17 protein-coding genes are annotated in these 20,024 nt (G+C 62.8%); 16 read left to right on the top strand and 1 reads right to left on the bottom strand.

Annotated elements, in window-relative coordinates; all coding sequences use genetic code 11:
* Window positions 1–22: 22 nt before the first annotated feature.
* Window positions 23–2,116 (bottom strand): methionine--tRNA ligase, encoded by a 2,094-nt coding sequence (metG, locus tag AC1D11_RS06035; protein ID WP_477648469.1) that lies wholly within the window; start codon window positions 2,114–2,116, stop codon window positions 23–25.
* Between the two features lie 187 nt (window positions 2,117–2,303).
* Here metG and apbC point away from each other — a divergent pair, with 187 nt between their 5' ends.
* From apbC to AC1D11_RS05955, 16 genes are all read left to right on the top strand, one after another.
* Window positions 2,304–3,395, top strand: coding sequence for an iron-sulfur cluster carrier protein ApbC (gene apbC / locus AC1D11_RS06030; RefSeq protein ID WP_477648468.1), 1,092 nt, complete (start codon window positions 2,304–2,306; stop codon window positions 3,393–3,395).
* A 12-nt stretch (window positions 3,396–3,407) separates the two neighbouring features.
* Window positions 3,408–4,367, top strand: a complete 960-nt coding sequence (locus tag AC1D11_RS06025; protein ID WP_477648467.1) for a LysR family transcriptional regulator — start codon at window positions 3,408–3,410, stop codon at window positions 4,365–4,367.
* A 113-nt stretch (window positions 4,368–4,480) separates the two neighbouring features.
* Window positions 4,481–4,951: a formate dehydrogenase subunit gamma gene (locus AC1D11_RS06020; protein WP_477648466.1), complete on the top strand. Its 471-nt coding sequence runs from the start codon at window positions 4,481–4,483 to the stop codon at window positions 4,949–4,951.
* On the top strand, window positions 4,948–6,510 hold the full coding sequence (locus AC1D11_RS06015) for a formate dehydrogenase beta subunit (RefSeq protein ID WP_477650961.1): 1,563 nt from the start codon (window positions 4,948–4,950) through the stop codon (window positions 6,508–6,510). The genes AC1D11_RS06020 and AC1D11_RS06015 overlap by 4 nt, the downstream gene beginning before the upstream one ends.
* Window positions 6,511–6,559: 49 nt before the next feature.
* The gene (gene fdhF, locus AC1D11_RS06010) at window positions 6,560–9,460 is read left to right on the top strand and encodes a formate dehydrogenase subunit alpha (protein ID WP_477648464.1); all 2,901 of its coding nucleotides are present in this window, start codon (window positions 6,560–6,562) and stop codon (window positions 9,458–9,460) included.
* Complete coding sequence (gene fdhD, locus AC1D11_RS06005) at window positions 9,447–10,262, top strand: formate dehydrogenase accessory sulfurtransferase FdhD (RefSeq protein ID WP_477648463.1); 816 nt, start codon at window positions 9,447–9,449, stop codon at window positions 10,260–10,262. Before fdhF ends, fdhD begins: the two co-directional genes overlap by 14 nt.
* The gene (locus tag AC1D11_RS06000; protein WP_477648462.1) at window positions 10,259–10,483 is read left to right on the top strand and encodes a formate dehydrogenase subunit delta; all 225 of its coding nucleotides are present in this window, start codon (window positions 10,259–10,261) and stop codon (window positions 10,481–10,483) included. Before fdhD ends, AC1D11_RS06000 begins: the two co-directional genes overlap by 4 nt.
* A gap of 59 nt (window positions 10,484–10,542) precedes the next feature.
* Window positions 10,543–11,130: a DUF3305 domain-containing protein gene (locus tag AC1D11_RS05995; RefSeq protein ID WP_477648461.1), complete on the top strand. Its 588-nt coding sequence runs from the start codon at window positions 10,543–10,545 to the stop codon at window positions 11,128–11,130.
* Window positions 11,123–11,824, top strand: coding sequence for a DUF3306 domain-containing protein (locus tag AC1D11_RS05990; RefSeq protein ID WP_477648460.1), 702 nt, complete (start codon window positions 11,123–11,125; stop codon window positions 11,822–11,824). The genes AC1D11_RS05995 and AC1D11_RS05990 overlap by 8 nt, the downstream gene beginning before the upstream one ends.
* Window positions 11,754–13,889 carry a 4Fe-4S binding protein gene (locus AC1D11_RS05985; protein WP_477648459.1) on the top strand — a complete coding sequence of 712 codons (2,136 nt, stop codon included), beginning with the start codon at window positions 11,754–11,756 and terminating at the stop codon, window positions 13,887–13,889. Before AC1D11_RS05990 ends, AC1D11_RS05985 begins: the two co-directional genes overlap by 71 nt.
* Before the next feature lie 21 nt (window positions 13,890–13,910).
* Window positions 13,911–14,528: a TorD/DmsD family molecular chaperone gene (locus tag AC1D11_RS05980; protein ID WP_477648458.1), complete on the top strand. Its 618-nt coding sequence runs from the start codon at window positions 13,911–13,913 to the stop codon at window positions 14,526–14,528.
* 205 nt (window positions 14,529–14,733) lie between these two features.
* Entirely contained in the window at window positions 14,734–14,940 is a 207-nt protein-coding gene (locus AC1D11_RS05975; protein ID WP_477648457.1) for a formate dehydrogenase, read from the top strand.
* Window positions 14,941–15,001: 61 nt separating this feature from the next.
* Window positions 15,002–17,971 (top strand): formate dehydrogenase subunit alpha, encoded by a 2,970-nt coding sequence (locus AC1D11_RS05970; protein ID WP_477648456.1) that lies wholly within the window; start codon window positions 15,002–15,004, stop codon window positions 17,969–17,971.
* Between the two features lie 9 nt (window positions 17,972–17,980).
* On the top strand, window positions 17,981–18,601 hold the full coding sequence (gene fdh3B / locus AC1D11_RS05965) for a formate dehydrogenase FDH3 subunit beta (protein WP_477648455.1): 621 nt from the start codon (window positions 17,981–17,983) through the stop codon (window positions 18,599–18,601).
* Window positions 18,598–18,831: a hypothetical protein gene (locus AC1D11_RS05960; protein WP_477648454.1), complete on the top strand. Its 234-nt coding sequence runs from the start codon at window positions 18,598–18,600 to the stop codon at window positions 18,829–18,831. The genes fdh3B and AC1D11_RS05960 overlap by 4 nt, the downstream gene beginning before the upstream one ends.
* Before the next feature lie 14 nt (window positions 18,832–18,845).
* Window positions 18,846–20,024: a formate dehydrogenase subunit gamma gene (locus AC1D11_RS05955; protein WP_477650960.1), complete on the top strand. Its 1,179-nt coding sequence runs from the start codon at window positions 18,846–18,848 to the stop codon at window positions 20,022–20,024.

Here is a 20,024-nt window from a genome sequence, read left to right as displayed (position 1 = left end):
ACGGCGGCGTTGCGCCGCAAACTCAGTGAATGCGCATGCCCGGTGTTGCGCCCGGCAAGGGTTCCAGCACATAGATGCCGGGTTGGGCTTTCTCATCCGCGTGGCTGGCGGCCAGCACCATGCCTTCACTGATGCCGAACTTCATTTTTCGCGGCGCCAGGTTGGCCACCAGCACCGTGAGTTTGCCGACCAGGTCTTCGGGCTTGTAGGCTGAAGCGATACCGCTGAACACGTTGCGCATGCGGCCTTCGCCGGCGTCCAGCGTCAGGCGCAGCAGTTTGGTCGAGCCTTCCACGGGTTCGCAGTTGACGATCCTTGCAATGCGCAAATCGACCTTGGCGAAGTCGTCGATGGTGATGACGGGCGCGATGGCCTCGCCGCCGGGCACAGTTGCTTCTGCTATCAATTCAGTAGCTGCTTGCGCTGGCTCTGCCTGGGCTGGAGGCTCAAACAATGCCTCAAGTTGCTTGATGTCGACGCGTTGCATGAGGTGCTTGTAGTCGCCGATGACGTGGCCGTTACCGAGACTGGAGACGGCATCCGCAAACGTCAGCGGTTTGACCTTCAGGAACTCTTCCACCTGCGCCGCCAGGGCGGGCAGCACAGGCTTGAGGTAGATCGTGAGCAGGCGGAAGGCTTCGATACATACCGTGCAGACATCCTGCAGGCGCGTGTCCATGCCTTGCTGCTTGGCCAGCTCCCACGGCTTGTTCTGGTCCACATACGCGTTCACGCGGTCCGTCAGCAGCATGGTTTCGCGCAGGGCTTTGGCAAACTCGCGGCTTTCATACAGCGGCTCGATCGTTTCCTTTGCGGCGCGCAGGGTGTCCAGCAGTGCCGTGCCGTCGGCAGACACTTCGCCCAGCTTGCCGGCAAAGCGCTTGGCGACAAAGCCCGCAGCACGGCTGGCGATGTTGATGTACTTACCCACCAGATCGCTGTTGACGCGTGCCATGAAGTCGTCGGCATTGAAGTCGATGTCTTCGTTGCGCGCATTGAGCTTCGCGGCCAGGTAATAGCGCAGCCATTCGGGGTTCATGCCCAGGCTCAGGTACTTGAGCGGGTCCAGCCCGGTGCCGCGGCTCTTGCTCATCTTCTCGCCGTTGTTCACCGTGAGGAAACCGTGCACAAACACGTTGTCGGGCGTCTTGCGGCCGCTGAAGTGCAGCATGGCCGGCCAGAACAACGTGTGGAAGGTGACGATGTCCTTGCCGATGAAGTGGTACTGCTCCAGGCCCGGCGTCGCCATATAGGCATCGTAGTTTTCGCCGCGCTTTTCCAGCAGGTTTTTCAGTGAGGCCAGGTAGCCGACAGGCGCGTCCAGCCACACGTAAAAGTACTTGCCCGGCGCATCCGGAATCTCGATGCCGAAATAGGGCGCGTCGCGGCTGATGTCCCAGTCGCCCAGGCCTTCGCTTTGGGTGCCGTCAGGGTTGGTACGAATGCTGAACCACTCCTTGACCTTGTTGGCAACTTCAGGCTGCAGCTTGCCGTCTTGCGTCCACTTTTCCAGAAAGTCGACACAGCGCTGGTCAGACAATTTAAAGAAAAAATGCTCCGAATTTTTAAGCACGGGCGTGGCGCCCGACAAGGCTGAATACGGGTTGATCAAATCCGTGGGGGCATACACCGCGCCACAGTTCTCGCAGTTGTCGCCGTACTGGTCTTTGGTACCGCACCTGGGGCAGGTGCCCTTGATGTAGCGGTCCGGCAGGAACATGTTCTTTTCAGGGTCAAAGAACTGCTCGATCGTTTTGGTCTCAATCAGGCCGGCCTTTTTCAGGTCCAGGTAGATCTGCTGCGCCAGCTGGTGGTTTTCCGGCCCGTCGGTCGAATGCCAGTTGTCAAAGCTGATGTGAAAGCCGTCCAGGTAGGGCTTGCGGCCCGCGGCGATGTCGGCCACAAACTGCTGCGGCGTTTTGCCGGCTTTTTCAGCCGCGATCATGATGGGCGCGCCGTGGGCGTCGTCGGCGCCCACAAAGTTCACCGCATGGCCCTGCATGCGCTGAAACCGCACCCAGATGTCGGCCTGGATGTATTCCATGATGTGGCCGATATGGAAATTGCCATTGGCGTAGGGCAGGGCGGTGGTGACAAACAGGCGGCGCTGGGACATAGGGGGCTTTATGGCTATGGGGAGGGGTAACCCGCGATTTTAAGTCGCCCGGCCTTGGGCCCGCCCCGGCAAGTCCCCATGACCCCAAGGCTGGCGGCGCAGCGTTAGACTTCACGCCAACACCCCCGCCGGCGCGCCGCCCCCAGGCGCCCGTCCCGCTCAGTCAGTTTCAACGGAGTATTTCCCCATGTCCCTGGACCAACAGGCCGTCTTGAACGCCGCGCAAACCGTGCTGGACCCCAACACCGGCAAAGACTTCGTCACAACCAAGGCGCTGAAAAACCTGCAGCTCAGCGGCAGCGACGTCTCGTTTGATGTCGAACTCGGTTACCCCGCCAAAAGTCAGATCGCCGGCCTGCGCAAAAGCCTGATCACCGCCGTCAAGGGCGTGCCGGGCGTTGGCAATGTCTCCGTCAACGTCACGGTCAAGATCGCCAGCCACAGCGTGCAGCGCGGCGTGCAGCTGCTGCCCAACGTCAAGAACATCATCGCCGTGGCCTCGGGCAAGGGCGGTGTGGGTAAAAGCACCACCGCCGTCAACCTGGCCCTGGCGCTGGCAGCTGAAGGCGCCAGCGTCGGCCTGCTCGACGCCGACATCTACGGCCCCAGCCAGCCCATGATGATGGGCATTGAAGGCCGGCCCGAGAGCGTGGACGGCAAAAACATGGAACCGATGGAGAACTACGGCATCCAGGTGATGTCCATCGGTTTTCTGGTCGCGCAGGACGAAGCCATGATCTGGCGCGGCCCCATGGCCACCCAGGCGCTGGAGCAGCTGCTGCGCCAGACCAACTGGAAAGACCTGGACTATTTGATCGTCGACATGCCGCCCGGCACCGGTGACATCCAGCTCACACTGTCGCAGCGGGTGCCCATGACGGGCGCGGTCATCGTCACCACGCCGCAAGACATCGCGCTGCTCGACGCCAAGAAGGGCATCAAGATGTTTGAGAAAGTCGGCGTGCCCATCCTGGGCATCGTCGAAAACATGGCGGTGCACATCTGCAGCAATTGCGGCCATGCCGAGCACATCTTCGGCGAAGGCGGCGGCAAAAAAATGGCGGCCGACTACAAGATGGACTACCTGGGCGCCCTGCCGCTGGACATCCAGATCCGCCTGCAGGCCGACAACGGCCGCCCTACTGTGGTGGCCGACCCCGACGGCGAGGTCGCCGGCATCTACAAGGCCGTGGCGCGCAAGATGGCCATTACCGTGGCCGCGAAGGCCAAGGATTTTTCCGCCAAGTTTCCGACCATCACGATCTCCAAGAACACTTAAGGCGTTCTTGCCATGAACCTGCTGGCTTCACTGCGCTACCTGGCCGCGCTTGACGAGCACAAGCACTTCGGCCGGGCGGCGCAGGCCTGCAACATCACCCAGCCCGCCTTGTCCAACGCCTTGCGCGCGCTGGAAGACGAGTTCGGTGCGGCCATCGTGGTCCGCGGGCGTGCGTTTGTCGGCTTCACCGAAGAAGGTGAACGCGTCCTCGCCAGCGCCCGGCGCATGCTGCATGAGCGCGAAATCCTCAAGCAGCAGCTTGACAGCTCAGTCGACAGCCCGCGTGGCCATTTGACGATAGGCGTCGTTCCCACGGCGGTCTCCATCGCCGCGCGCTTTGCTGCGATGCTGCACGCCCGGCACCCAGGCATCACGCCAGTGGTGCTGTCGCTGAATTCGCACGACATCGAAACCCGGCTCGAAAACCTGTCGCTGGACATGGCGCTGGGCTACACCGAGCGCCTCAGCGCGCGCAACACGCGGCTGACCACGCTGCCGCAGTACACCGAGCGTTATTTCCTGGTGCGCCGCGCCGCCACGCCCAGCCCCGATGTGTTGCGCTTTGGCGCATCCATGACCTGGGCCGATGCCGCCAAACTGCCGCTGTGCCTGCTCACACCCGACATGCACAGCCGCACGCGGGTGGATGCCGCGTTTGCCGCTGCGGGAGTCATCGTCAAGCCCGTGATGGAAACCAATTCCATGCTGACGCTGGCCCTGACCGTCGTCGTCGGCGAGGTCTGCAGCGTGCTGGCCGGTGCCCTGGTGTGCGCCGTGCAGGGTTACCGCGAACTCGAAGCCCTGCCTTTGACGCCGGACGTGGAAACCCCCGTCGGCTTCATGATGCAGGCCAGCGACAGGCCCTCCCGCACGCTGGAGGCCGCGATGGCGCTGGCCGCCGAGCCCGCCTGGCTGCGCCACGCGGCTGACTACAGCGCGCACCCAGAGAGCATGGGAAACAAGCCAACCTAGGCAAGCGTTTGCATACATTCAATCCGTGAATAGGGCAGTGTCCCGATTCAATTGGACGTAGCCCCTGTCCCTTGCACATACTTTGTGCATAGACAGAGACAGGGGTCCACACGATGAATGAAGTTGCAAGCCAGGCCGTCGAACGCGTCATTGCGTCGGCCAAGCATGTGCCCGGCGCCTTGATGCCCATACTGCACGGCATTCAGGACGCGCTGGGGTATATCCCGTCCGAAGCTGTTCCGCCCATTGCTGAGGCCTTGAACCTGTCAAGGGCTGAAGTGCACGGCGTGGTGACGTATTACCACTACTTCCGCTCCGAGCCGCCGGGCCGGCACGTGGTGCAGATCTGCCGCGCCGAGAGCTGCAAGGCCATGGGTTCAGACGCGCTGTGGTCGCATGCCTGCTCCCACCTGGGTAGCGACGGCCACGGCCCCACCAAAGACGGCGCCTTCACGGTTGAGCCGGTGTATTGCCTCGGCTTGTGCGCACAGTCCCCCGCGATGACGCTGGACGACAAGGTCCATGCCCGCGTCGGGATTGAAAAATTCGACCGCCTGGTGGCGCAAGCCGGGAGCGCCGCATGAGCATCAAGATTTACGTGCCCCGCGACTCCGCCGCATTGGCAGCGGGCGCTGACGAGGTGGCTGCAGCTATCACCGCCGAGGCCGCAAAGCGTGGCATCGGCATCGAGCTGGTTCGCAACGGCTCCCGCGGCCTGTTCTGGCTGGAGCCCATGGTCGAAGTGCAGACCGGTGCAGGCCGCATCGCCTATGGCCCGGTTGAGGTTGAGGACGTCGCAGGCCTTTTTGATGCCGGTTTTCAGCTGGGCGGCGTCCACCTGCTGCAGTTGGGTTTTACCGAAGAGATTCCATACCTGAAAAGGCAGGAGCGCCTGACCTTTGCGCGCATGGGTATAACGGACCCGCTATCGCTGGCAGACTACCGGGCGCATGAGGGCTATGACGGGCTGCGCCGCGCACTGGACCTTCCTGCCGCAGACGTGGTGCAGCAAGTGCTGGACGCCGGCCTGCGCGGCCGCGGCGGCGCAGCGTTTCCAGCGGGCATCAAATGGAAAACTGTGGCGAGCCTGAAAGCCACCCAAAAGTATGTGGTCTGCAATGCCGACGAGGGCGACTCGGGCACTTACTCGGACCGTATGACCATGGAGGGCGACCCCTTCATGTTGATCGAAGGCATGACGATTGCCGCGGTGGCTACCGGTGCCACGCAGGGCTATGTCTACATACGCTCTGAATACCCTCACGCCGTGGCGGCCATGCGCGAGGCCATCGCCGTGGCCGAGGCAGGTGGTTTTCTGGGCGACAACATCCTCGGCTCGGGTCACAGCTTTCACCTGCATGTGCGCAAGGCAGCAGGCGCTTATGTCTGCGGCGAAGAAACCGCCATGCTGGAAAGCATCGAAGGCAAACGCGGCATCGTGCGTGCCAAGCCGCCCATTCCGGCCATCCAGGGCCTGTTCGGCAAGCCGAGCGTGATCAACAACGTCATCACCTTTGCCTCCGTGCCCATCATCCTGTCGCGCGGCGCAACCTTTTACAAAGACTACGGCGTGGGCCGCTCCAGGGGCACCTTGCCTATCCAGCTGGCCGGCAACATCAGGTTCGGCGGACTGGTCGAAAAAGCCTTCGGCGTGACTTTGCGCGAGCTGATGTACGACTACGGCGGCGGCTCGGCTTCGGGCCGGCCCATCAAGGCCGTACAGGTGGGTGGCCCGCTGGGCGCCTATGTGCCTGAATCGCAATGGGACACGCCGCTTGATTACGAAGCCTATGCAGCCGTCGGTGCAGTGGTGGGCCACGGCGGCATCGTGGTGCATGACGACACGGCCGACATGGCCAGCCTAGCGCGTTACGCGATGGAATTCTGCGCCATCGAGTCCTGCGGCAAATGCACGCCCTGCCGCATCGGCTCCACACGCGGTGTGGAAGTGATTGACCGCATCGCCAACGGCCCGGGTGAACAACGCCCGCAGCAGATCAAGCTGCTGCGCGACCTCTGCGACACCATGGTGCACGGCTCGCTCTGTGCCATGGGCGGCATGACCCCTTTCCCGGTGCTCTCGGCACTCGACCATTACCCGCAGGACTTCGGCATGACCGTGCCGGACCGCAAAGCCGCGTAATTCCCCAGCACCGGCAACACCCAACAAGACAAGACGGACAGGAGACCCCATGCTCGAACACCTCAAAGAAACCGATTACGGCACCCCCAAACGCGAGTCCACCCAGGAAGTCACGCTGGAGATCGACGGCGAAAGCGTCACGGTTCCCGCGGGCACTTCGCTCATGCGTGCGGCGGTCGATGCAGGCATCCAGGTGCCCAAGCTCTGTGCCACCGACAGCCTGGAGCCCTTTGGCTCCTGCCGCTTGTGCATGGTTGAAATTGATGGGCGCAAGGGCTTTCCGGCCTCTTGCACCACACCGGCAGAAGCCGGCATGAAAGTGCGCACCCAGTCACCGCGCCTGCAGGAGTTGCGCAAGGGTGTGATGGAGCTGTATATCTCCGACCACCCGCTGGACTGCCTGACCTGTTCGGCCAACGGCAACTGTGAGCTGCAGGACATGGCCGGCGTGACGGGGTTGCGCGAAGTACGTTACGGCATGGAGGGCGCCAACCACTTTCGTAACGAGAGCAAGCCGGCAATCGACAACTCCAACCCTTATTTCAGCTACGACGCTTCCAAATGCATTGTGTGCAACCGCTGCGTGCGCGCCTGCGAAGAAACCCAGGGCACGTTTGCGCTGACTATTCAAGGAAGAGGCTTTGAGTCACGCGTATCGCCGGGACAAGACCAGCCCTTCATGGAATCCGAATGCGTGAGCTGCGGCGCCTGCGTTGAGGCCTGCCCGACCGCTACGCTGCAGGAAAAAACCGTGATCATGCTGGGTCAGCCTGAACACAACAAAATTACCACCTGCGCCTATTGCGGCGTGGGCTGCGCCTTCAAGGCTGAGATGAAGGGCAACGAAGTGGTGCGCATGGTGCCGTGGAAAGACGGCAAGGCCAACGAAGGCCACGCCTGTGTGAAAGGCCGCTTTGCCTGGGGCTACGCCACCCACAAGGACCGCATCACCAAGCCCATGATCCGCAAGAACATCAGCGACCCGTGGCAGGAAGTGAGCTGGGACGAAGCCATCAATTACGCCGCCAGCGAGTTCCGCCGCATCCAGGCCAAACATGGCAAGGATTCGATTGGCGGCATCACCTCATCGCGCTGCACCAACGAAGAAACCTACCTGGTGCAAAAGCTGGTGCGCGCCGCTTTCGGCAACAACAACGTCGACACCTGCGCCCGCGTCTGCCATTCACCCACCGGTTACGGCTTGAGCCAGACCTACGGCACCTCAGCCGGCACGCAGACCTTCAAGTCGGTTGAAAAGGCCGACGTCATCCTGATCATCGGCGCGAACCCGACTGACGGCCATCCGGTGTTTGCCTCGCGCATGAAAAAGCGCTTACGTGAAGGCGCCCGCCTCATCGTGGTCGACCCGCGCCAGATTGATATCGTCCGCTCACCGCACGTCGAGGCTGAATTCCACCTGCAACTGCGCCCCGGCACCAACGTGGCCATGATCTCATCGCTGGCTCACGTAGTGGTGACGGAAGGCCTGCTGGCCGACGACTACATTGCCGAGCGATGCGACGAAAAATCCTTCCGCGAATGGCGTGAGTTTGTCGCCCGTCCCGACAATTCCCCTGAAGCCATGGAAGCCGTCACCGGCGTGCCGGCCGCAGACGTTCGCGCAGCCGCACGCCTCTACGCCACCGGCGGCAATGCCGCCATTTACTACGGTCTGGGCGTCACAGAGCATGCGCAGGGATCGACCATGGTCATGGGCATTGCCAACCTGGCCATGGCCACCGGCAATGTGGGCCGCGAAGGTGTGGGCGTGAACCCGCTGCGCGGCCAGAACAATGTGCAGGGCGCCTGCGACATGGGTTCTTTCCCGCACGAGCTGCCGGGCTACCGCCATGTGTCCGACAGCACGGTGCGCGCCGAGTTCGAAACGGCCTGGGGTGTGACGCTCAATGAAGAGCCCGGCCTGCGCATCCCCAACATGTTTGATGCGGCTGTAGCGGGCAGCTTTCTGGGCCTGTATTGCCAGGGCGAAGACATCGTGCAGTCAGATCCCGACACCCAGCACGTGGCCAAGGCCCTCACGTCGATGGAATGCATCGTGGTGCAGGACATCTTCCTGAACGAAACCGCCAAGTACGCGCACGTGTTCCTGCCGGGTTCGTCCTTCCTGGAAAAAGACGGTACCTTCACCAATGCCGAGCGCCGCATTTCGCGCGTGCGCAAGGTCATGCCGCCCAAGGCAGGCCTGGCCGACTGGGAAGTCACCGTCAAGCTGGCCAATGCACTGGGCTACCCGATGAAGTACGTGCATCCCCGCGACATCATGGCCGAGATCGCGTCGCTGACGCCGACCTTCCGCGGCGTGACCTTTGCCAAGATCGAAAAGCACGGAAGCGTGCAGTGGCCGTGCAACGAAGACACGGCCGAGCTCGGCACCGAGTTCATGCACAAGGATGGTTTTGTGCGCGGCAAGGGCCGTTTCATCATCACCCAATACGTAGCGACTGACGAGAAGGTCACGCGCAAATTCCCGCTGCTGCTCACCACCGGCCGCATCCTGTCGCAGTACAACGTCGGAGCCCAGACGCGCCGCACCGACAACAACCAGTGGCACAGTGAAGACCGGCTGGAGATCCATCCGCACGACGCCGAAGACCGCGGCATCAAGGCCGACGACTGGGTGGGCATTGAAAGCCGCGCCGGGCAAACCGTGCTGCGCGCGGTGGTGACCGAGCGCATGCAGCCGGGCGTGGTCTACACCACCTTCCACTTCCCCGAATCGGGCGCCAACGTCATCACGACCGACAGCTCCGACTGGGCCACCAACTGCCCGGAATACAAGGTCACGGCGGTGCAGGTGATGCCGGTGGCGCAGCCGTCGGAATGGCAAAAATCCTACTCGCGCTTCAACAAGCAGCAACTGCAGCTGCTGGATGCCGCGTCACAGCCGGCAGGCAGCTCTGCAGCGGAGGCAGCTCATGCAGGTGGTTGAAGGTTGCCGCGAAGCCCCTGTGACGGGGGTGCGGGCGCATCGCGCGTTCGATCGTTCGGATTGGGTAGCCGAAGAGGTGCCTGTGGCGCTGGAATACAACGGTATTTCGCACGCCGTGATGCTGGCCAGCCCCTCCGACCTGGAAGACTTTGCTTTCGGCTTTTCCGTGACCGAAGGCATCGTGGACGACTACACCCAGATTCACGACATTGAACAGACCAGCAGTGAGCAAGGGCAGACGTTGCACCTGACCATCGCGGCATCGTGCTTTGCGCGCCTGAAAGACCGCCGCCGCAGCATGACCGGGCGCACCGGCTGCGGCCTGTGCGGCACTGAAAGCCTGGCGCACGCGGTGCGGCTGCCGCCCCGCCTGCACGGCGGTGCCGGATTTGAAGCGGGCGCCATCACCCGCGCCTTGGTCAACCTGCGCGAGCAGCAGTTGCTGCTCAGCGCCACCGGCGCCACCCACGCGGCCGCCTGGTGCAATGCGGACGGCGACATCGTGGTGCTGCGCGAAGACGTCGGCCGGCACAACGCGCTGGACAAATTGATAGGCGCCTTGCAGCGCGGCCGGGTCAAGGCCAATGAAGGTTTTATCGTCGTCACCAGCCGCGCCAGCTACGAGATGGTGCACAAAACCGCCATGGCCGGCGTGACGCTGCTGGCCGCCGTGTCGGGCGTGACCGGCCTGGCGATTGATGTGGCGCAAACCGCCGGCGTGGCGCTTCTGGGTTTTGTGCGCGGTGAAGACCTTTCCGTGTACAGCCACAAGGAGCGTGTCAACCTGGAGTACATCCTGTGAACAACGACAACCTGATCCGCATGGTCAACCAGATCGGCGCATTCTTTGAAACCATGCCCGACCGCACGGAAGCCCTCCAGGAGCTGGCCATGCACCTCAAGAAGTTCTGGGACCCGCGCATGCGCAAGGCGCTGCTGGAGTTGATAGAAGGCAACGGTGGCGACGGGATCAGCGACGTGGTGCGCCGTGCCGCCCTGGAACACCGGTCCTTGCTGGTCTAGAGGTTTATTGGGGATAGGGTTATTGCGAGCGTCCCATTTGCCCGCCGTACACTGCGGGCATGTCGGATTTCCTGCTGCAGTCCCCTGAAACAGACGCCACGCTGCACCGCCCGTGCACCGCGGTCGCCGTTGTCATGCGCCGCGAGCGCATCGACAACCGCTGGCAGCCCTGGCGCTGGGAACTGGCCGACATCGTTCCCCACGAGGACGCCTTTGGCGCCGCGCCGCGGCTCTTGCTGAAAGACGAGCGTGAAGAGCGCTGGCTGCACCCCCACTTCAAGGTCGAGCTTTTCACCGACGACGCCGAAGGCTATTACCTCAATGCCAGCACCGGGCAGCCCTGCTTCTGGGTGGTCTGGCGTATGGAAGAAGAAGCCCTGCTGGCCGATGAACCCATCGCCATCCCGCAAATCGTCACCCTGAGTTACCACGATGCCGGGCGGTGGCTGGACGCGCAGGAAACGGTCGAGCAGGTGCCCGCGCCGCTGCAGGTCGTGCAGTGGCTGCAGCAGTTTGTGGACCAGCACTACGTCATCGAAGCCAAGCGCCGGCAGCGCCCGCAAAGCTTTAAGCCGCTGACGGACCGCTTCGGCAATCCGGCGCGGGTCAGCACGGAAAAGAAAACCGGCGGGGGCCAGCATGGCTGACGAACCGAAGGGCTTTTTGGGGCGATGGTCCCGCCGCAAGGCCGACGCTGTGCAGGGCAAACCACTGGAGGAGCCGGTGGCGCACGCCCCGCCGCCAGCGGATGCCAAGGCACCCGCTGCACAAAGCCAGGCACAACAGGAACCCGTGGAGCCGCCACCGGAAAAGAAGGCGCTCACACTGGCAGACGCCAAACTGCTGACCAAGGATTCCGACTTCAAGCCTTTCATGGCCGGCGATGTGACACCTGATGTGCGCAACGCGGCGATGAAACAGCTCTTTGCCGACCCGCATTTCAATGTGATGGACGGCCTGGACATCTACATCGACGACTATTCCAAGTCCGACCCCATCCCCGAGTCCATGCTGCGGCAGATGACCAGTGCGAAGTTTCTCAACCTCTTTGATGACGACGAGGACAAAGGGAAAGCCAAGCAGGCTGAAGGCTCCATCACCGGCCCGCAAGACGACCCCGCCAACCCGCCACGGGAAAGCGCCAATAACCCCACGGGCGAAACCGTGGCACAGTCCTATGAAAATCCGGACATAGCCCCGTCGCAAGCGCCAGGCGCTTTATCAACCAGCCAATCCCAGCCCGACCCGGCCGGTGCCAGCCAAGAAGACCATGCCCACACTGATTTGCGACTGCAACCAGACCATGCCGCTCCAGCCCCAGGCGCTGGGCGCGGCACTTAACGAGACCCTGACGCTGCATTCGGCGCTGTGTCGCCGCGAGGTAGGCGCCTTCCAGAAGGCCGCGCAGTCCGGCGACGATGTCGTTGTTGCCTGCACCCAGGAAAAGCGGCTGTTTGCCGAAGTCGGCGAGCAGACCCAGGGCGTCACCTCGGTGGTGAAGTTCGTCAATATCCGCGAGACCGGCGGCTGGAGCAAGGACGCTGCCAGCGCCACACCCAAAATCGCCGCCCTGCTGGCCGCGGCCCACCTGCCGGACGCCGAGCCGGTGGCCACGGTCACCTACAAAAGCGCCGGGCGCCTGCTCATCGTGGGCGCGATCGACCAGGCCGAGCAGGTGGCGGCGCTTGTGGCCGACACGCTGGACGTGACGATCTTCGCCCAGGGCGTTTCGTCCCAGGCGCAGGCCGGGTTTCCCTCGCAAGAGCGAAAATATCCTGTGATCAGCGGCGAGCGGCTCGCGCTCAAAGGCTGGCTGGGTGCGTTTGAGGCGAGCTGGGACAAGACCAACGCGATCGACCTGGACCTTTGCACACGATGCAATGCCTGCGTTGCCGTGTGCCCCGAAGGCGCTATCGACCTGAGCTACCAGGTCGACGCGGCCAAATGCACATCCCACCGTGATTGCGTAGCTGTATGCAAGGTGGCCGGCGCCATAGACTTCAACCGCGCGCCGCAAAAACTCACCGAAGCGTTTGACCTGGTGCTCGACCTTGGCGCCAAACCGCTGGTCGCGCTGCATGCGCCACCCCAAGGCTACTTTGCCCTGAATGCTTCCGCCGGCCTGGCCTCACCCGGCCTGCTGGCCACGATGGTCAAGCTGCGCGACATGGTGGGCGAGTTTGAAAAGCCCAAATTTTTCGCCTACAAGCAAAAACTCTGCGCCCACAGCCGCAATGAAACCGTAGGTTGCAATGCCTGTATCGACATCTGCTCCGCCGGCGCCGTCAGCAGCGAGAAAAGCCGCCAGCAGATCGTCGTCAACCCCAACCTGTGTGTGGGTTGCGGTGCGTGCACCACGGTGTGCCCCACGGGCGCTCTCACCTACGCCTACCCGCGTGCCAGCGAGCAGGGCGTTCGCATCAAGACCCTGCTGTCGGCGTATGCCAAAGCCGGCGGCACGCAAGCGGTGCTGCTGTTTCACAGTCAGGACAGCGGGCAGCAGGTGGTTGAGTCCCTGGGGCGCGCCGCGCGGCTGCAAAAAACCGTGCGGGGTGTGCCGGCCAATGTGATCCCGCAGGCGTTGTGGCACACGGCCAGCGTGGGCCTGGATTTGTGGCTCAGCGCCATTGCCTTTGGTGCGTCCCAGGTCGCCGTGCTGGTGACGCGCGAAGAGGCGCCTGCTTACCTCGAAGGCCTGACGGATCAAATGCGCATCGCGCAAACTCTGCTCAATGGTCTGGGCTATGCGGGCGTTCACCTTCATTTGTTGCAAGCCAGCGAGGGTGCTGACGCAATCACTGGGCTCGACGCCAGCTTGCAGACGCTGGCGCGCGGACGTCCCACAGTGCCCGCCACTGCGGCGCGCTTTGCAGTGGCGCAAGAAAAGCGCAGCACGCTCGATATGGCGCTGGACCACCTCATGAGCCAGGCGCCCGAAGCCTTGCCCGAAGCCATCGCGCTGCCCGCCAAAGGCTCGCCCTTCGGCAGCCTGACCGTCAACGCAAACACCTGCACGCTGTGCCTGAGCTGCGTGAGCGCCTGCCCCGCCAGCGCGCTGCAAGACAACCCCGACCGCCCGCAGCTCAAGTTCATCGAGAAAAACTGTGTGCAATGCGGTCTGTGCGCCACCACCTGTCCTGAGGACGCCATCACGCTGCAACCGCGCCTGTTGCTGACACCGCAGCGCAAAGAGGCGCGCGTGCTCAATGAAAGCCTGCCTTACCAGTGCATACGCTGCAGCAAACCCTTCGGCACACTCAAGGCCATCGAGTCCATGCTGGGCAAGCTCGCGGGGCATGCGATGTTCCAGGGCGCGGCAGCAGATCGCCTCAAGATGTGCGGTGATTGCCGGGTCATCGACATCTACTCCGCCGAAAACGAACTCAAGATCACCGACATCCGGTAAGCCCATAAAACCAGACGCACCATGACGCAAGCCCAACTCACCGCCTCCTCCCTGGACGAAGAAACCGCGCGGGCCGAAGTTTATGGGCTGCTGGCTGCGCTTTACTACGCCGCGCCTTCGGCGGAGCTGCATGAAAACCTCCGCATTGCCGTGACCGAGGCACCCGCCGCCGGTGGGTTGCTTGAAAGTTCGTGGAGCGAACTCGTGGCAGCCGCCCGCACGCTGAGCCTTGCAGATGTCACGCAGGAGCATGATGCCCTGTTCGGCGGCGTTGGAAAACCTGAGGTGTACCTCTTTGGTTCGCACTACCTCAGCGGTTTCCTCAATGAGAAGCCTTTGGCGGCCTTGCGCACCGACATCGCCGCGCTGGGCCTGGCACGTGACGAGGCCATGCCCGAAACCGAAGACCACGTGGCCTACCTGTGCGAAGTCATGCGCTACCTGATTGCCGGTGACGACGTGGAGGTCGCCAATCTCACGCGGCAGCGCGAATTTTTCGCGCGCCATGTTCAGCCCTGGGTGCCGCTGATGTGCGATGCCATCACGGCGCATCCCAAGGCGCGTTTTTACGCCGCGCTCGCGGCCTTTACCCAGACCTTCATCAGCGTTGAGGCGCAGGGCTTCGACATGCTGGCCTGAGGGAGTGCATGAACTTTTTTTTCTCAAAATGAGACAGCTTTTGAATGGCCAGCCGGCCAGATCCGCCGGGTCTGACAATAAGATCGCTTATCGTTTTCCCTAGACTTGGACGTTGAGCGGCGCTAACCATTGTGGTGCGCAGCACTCTGCCTTACAGTACTATGCAAACGGTTACATAGCCAGCAAGCCTTCCCTGGAGATCACCATGCAGGACAGCCAGCCAAAACCCTCGCGCAGGGGATTCTTTTTCGGCGCAGCCGCCACCGGCGCGGCAGCCGCGGCCATCGTCGCGTTGCCCGGCGCACCTGCGCTTCAAGCCGAGCTTCCAGAGCCCAAGCCGGCCCCTGAAAAAGGCGGCGGCTACAGCCTCTCGGAACACGTCAAACGCTACTACAAGACCACCCGCGTCTAGATAGCCCTGGCTTCCAGTTCCGACCGACCGGCCCCCGATTTCACCTTCTACGGAGAGCTTCATGCTGCTCACGAAAAAATCTTCTGATGTCCATCCCGTGCACCGCGCGGGTTCCGCGCGCTTTGTGCAAAGCCTGTCGCGGGGCCTGTCCAACGCGCTGCCTACCATGGACCGCCGCGCCTTCCTGCGCCGCTCCGGCCTGGGTGTCGGCGTTGGCCTGGCAGCTACGCAATTAACCCTGGTCAAAAAGGCCAAGGCGGCCACACCTGGCGCCGGCGACGGCACCGGGAAAATTGAGGTCAAGCGTACCGTTTGCAGCCATTGCTCTGTCGGCTGTGCGGTCGACGCCGTAGTGGAGAACGGCGTCTGGGTCCGCCAGGAGCCGGTGTTTGATTCGCCCATCAACCTTGGGGCCCATTGCGCCAAGGGCGCGGCATTGCGCGAGCATGGCCACGGCGAATACCGCCTGCGTTACCCGATGAAGCTGGTCAACGGCAAGTACGAGCGCATCAGCTGGGACACCGCACTCAATGAAATCAGCGCGAAGCTGCTGGAGTTGCGCAAGGAGAGCGGGCCGGACTCGGTGTACTGGGTGGGGTCTTCGAAGCACAACAACGAGCAGGCCTACCTGATGCGCAAGTTCGTGAGCTTCTGGGGCAGCAACAACTGCGACCACCAGGCCCGCATCTGCCACTCGACCACGGTGGCCGGCGTTGCCAACACCTGGGGCTACGGCGCCATGACCAATTCGTACAACGACATGCAAAACAGCAAGTGCGCGTTGTACATCGGTTCCAACGCCGCGGAAGCCCACCCGGTCAGCCTGCTGCACATGCTGCACTCCAAGGAGGCGGGCTGCAAGATGATCGTGGTCGACCCGCGCTTTACCCGCACGGCCGCCAAGGCCGACGAGTACGTCCGCATCCGCTCCGGCTCCGACATCCCCTTTCTCTTCGGTGTGCTGTATCACATCTTCAAGAACGGCTGGGAAGACAAGAAGTACATCAACGACCGTGTCTACGGCATGGACAAGGTCAAGGCCGACGTGATGGCCAAGTGGACGCCGGACAAGGTGCTGGAGGCCTGCGGTGTTGACGAGGCCACCACGCTCAAGGTGGCCACCATGATGAGCCAGAACCGTCCCAGCACCATCGTCTGGTGCATGGGCCAGACGCAGCACACCACCGGCAATGCGGTCGTGCGCGCCTCTTGCATCCTGCAACTGGCGCTGGGCAACATCGGTGTGTCCGGCGGCGGCGCCAACATTTTCCGCGGCCACGACAACGTGCAGGGCGCGACCGACGTCGGCCCCAACCCCGATTCACTGCCCGGCTACTACGGCCTGGCAGAAGGCTCGTGGAAGCACTTTGCCAAGACCTGGGGTGTGGACTTCGACTGGATCAAGGGCCGCTACGCATCGGCCGCGATGATGGGCAAGCCCGGCATCACCGTCTCGCGCTGGATCGACGGCGTGATGGAGAAAAACGAACTCATCGACCAGGACTCCAACCTGCGCGGCGTCTTCTTCTGGGGCCATGCGCCTAACTCGCAAACGCGCGGCCTCGAGATGAAGCGGGCGATGGACATGCTGGACTTGCTGGTGGTGGTGGACCCGTATCCATCGGCCACCGCCGCAATGGCAGCGATGCCCGGCAAGGCGGAAGACCTCAACCCCAAACGCGCGGTTTACCTCTTGCCCGCCGCCACGCAATTTGAAACCAGCGGCTCGGTGACGGCTTCCAACCGGTCCCTCCAGTGGCGCGAAAAAGTGATCGAACCGCTCTGGGAGAGCCGCACCGACCACATGATCATGCACCAGTTCGCCGAAAAACTCGGCTTCGCCAAGGAGCTGTCGAAGAACTACAAGATGCAAAAGGTCAAGGGCATGGACGAGCCCGTGCCGGACGACATCCTGCGTGAGATCAACAAATGTGTGTGGACCATCGGCTACACCGGCCAGAGCCCTGAGCGCTTGCAGGCCCACATGCGCAACATGCACCTGTTCGACGTCAAGACCCTCAAGTCCAAAGGCGGCAAGGACAAGGCCACCGGCTACGACACCACGGGCGACTATTTCGGCCTGCCCTGGCCTTGCTGGGGCAATCCGGACCTCAAACACCCCGGCTCACCCAATCTGTACGACACCTCCAAACATGTCATGGACGGCGGTGGTAATTTCCGGGCGAACTTCGGCGTTGAAAAGGACGGCGTCAACCTGCTGGCCGAAGACGGCTCCTATTCGCAGGGCGCCGACATCACGACGGGCTATCCCGAGTTCGACCACCTGTTGCTCAAGAAGCTGGGCTGGTGGGCCGACCTGACCGACGCCGAAAAAACCGCGGCCGAAGGCAAGAACTGGAAGACCGATTCATCAGGCGGCATCATCCGCGTCACCATGAAGGTCCACGGCTGCCACGTGTTCGGCAATGCCAAGGCGCGTGCCGTGGTGTGGAACTTCCCTGATGCCATACCGCAGCATCGCGAGCCGCTCTACGGCACGCGGGCCGACCTGATGGTCAAGTACCCCACGCATGACGACAAGAAAGCGTTCTGGCGCCTGCCCACCCTCTACAAGACGATTCAGCAGAAGAACATCGCGGACAAGGTCGGCGAAAAGTACCCGCTCATCCTGACCTCAGGCCGGCTGGTCGAATACGAAGGTGGCGGTGAAGAAACCCGCTCCAACCCGTGGCTGGCCGAGTTGCAGCAGGAAGCCTTCGTCGAAATCAATCCGAAGACGGCCTCTGACCGCGGCATCCGCAACGGTGAACGTGTCTGGCTGAACAGCCCGACCGGCGCACGCCTCAATGTGCAAGCGATGTTGACTGAGCGCGTCGGCCCCGACACGGTGTGGATGCCCTTCCACTTCTCGGGACGCTGGCAGGGCGCCGACATGCTGGCCTACTACCCCAATGGCGCGGCGCCTGTTGTGCGCGGCGAGGCCGTCAACACCGCGACAACGTACGGCTACGACAGCGTCACGATGATGCAAGAAACCAAGACAACCATTTGCAACGTCGAGCGAGCATAAGGAATCACCATGGCACGCATGAAATTTGTCTGTGACGCTGAGCGCTGCATCGAATGCAACGGCTGCGTCACCGCCTGCAAAAACGAAAACGAAGTCCCGTGGGGTGTGAACCGCCGCCGCGTGGTCACGCTCAACGACGGTGTCCCTGGTGAAAAATCCATCTCGGTGGCCTGCATGCACTGTAGCGACGCCCCCTGCATGGCTGTCTGCCCCGTCAATTGCTTTTACCGCACCGACGAAGGCGTGGTCCTGCATGACAAGGACGTCTGCATCGGCTGCGGCTACTGCTCATACGCTTGCCCCTTCGGCGCGCCGCAGTTCCCGGCCGCCGGCACGTTTGGCGTGCGCGGCAAGATGGACAAATGCACCTTCTGCGCCGGCGGTCCTGAAGTCAACGGCAGCCAGGCCGAGTTTGAAAAATACGGCCGTAACCGCCTGGCCGAAGGCAAGCTGCCGGCCTGCGCCGAAATGTGCTCGACCAAGGCCCTGCTCGCCGGCGACGGTGATGTGGTCGCCGACATCTTCCGCAACCGTGTGGTGCAACGCGGCAAGGGCGCCGAAGTCTGGGGCTGGGGCACGGCCTACGGATCCAAACAGGCCGGCCAGCCGCCCGCAGGAGCCAAATCATGATGCGCCTTCTTGTCCTGACCCTCTCCTTGTCGGCTTTGTCGGCCTGCGGCGAAAAACCGCAAACCCTGGGCAGCGGTGTGAAAAGCGACGGCGCTGCCTACCAGGGCGTGCAAACCCAGTTTGCGGCGCCGGGCTGGAAGGCCGGTGACAAGACCAGCTGGGAGCAAGGCCTGAAGGCCCGTGCGCAGAACAGCCAGAACGAGTACAACAAGATCGGTAACTCGAAATAGTGACCGGAGGCCTTATGTATCGTGCGCGAACAGCTATATTTTTCATAGCGGCCTGCCTGGCGGGACTAGCCTGCGCGCAGGCGCCTGCGGCTGCGCCGGCCACCGCCGCGCCAGCTGCTGCTCCCGCCGCCGCCGGCGGCATCCAGGGCCAGAGCATCTTTGAGGTCAAACCTGAAGCCAGCGCCGACCCCAACTACGCCAAGCAGACCAATGGTGAACGCGCCAAGGTGCAACCGGGCAACAACGCGCCCATGTGGCGCCAGGTGGGCGAGGGCGTCACCGGCTATAGCAGCCTGCCCAGGAGCGAAGCGCCCGAAGCCGGCAACCTGATTCAGCCCTTTGTGCAGTACCCAGGCTCACGTCTTACCAACGCCGGCGAAGCCTGGCGCCAGGTGCGCAACAACTGGATCATTCCCTATGGGGGCTCGCTGTTCCTGATCGTGCTGTTGGCCATCGCGATTTTTTACTTCAGCAAGGGTTCGATCAAAACCCACGGCGTCGACACTGGCCGCAAGATCGAACGATTCACGCCGTTTGAGCGTGCCGCGCATTGGTCCAACGCGATTGCGTTCTGCATCCTGGCCATCTCAGGCCTGGTCATGGCGTTTGGCAAATTCTTCCTGCTGCCCGTCATTGGTGGCGCGCTCTTCGGCTGGCTGACCTGGACCCTCAAGACCATGCACAACTTTGCCGGCCCGCTGTTCGCGGTGTCTCTGGTGATCGTGTTCCTGACCTTCCTGCGCGACAACTGGCCGCAAAAGGGCGATCTGCACTGGCTGGCCAAAGGCGGTGGCCTGATCACCGGCGGCGAAGAACCGCCTTCGAACCGTTTCAACGCCGGCGAAAAACTCATCTTCTGGGGCGGCGTGTTCTTCCTGGGCATCGTTGTCGTGTCCTCGGGTTTTGTGCTCGACAAGCTGCTGCCCGGCCTGATCTATGAGCGCTCGACCATGCAGGTCGCACACATGGTGCACGCCGTGGCCACCGTGCTCATGATGTGTTTGTTTCTGGGCCACATTTATCTCGGCACCATCGGCATGCAGGGCGCCTACAAGGCCATGCGCACCGGGTATGTCGACGAGACCTGGGCCCGCGAGCACCACGAATACTGGTATGACGACGTGAAAGCCGGAAACATCCCGGCCCAGCGCAGCACGCCTGTTGACCCACCCGGTCAGACGGCGCAGGCATAA

It is taken from the genome of Polaromonas sp. P1_E11 (assembly GCF_056405995.1).
Note: the sequence above shows the minus strand (reverse complement) of the source record. Positions and strands in the feature narration are given on the sequence as shown.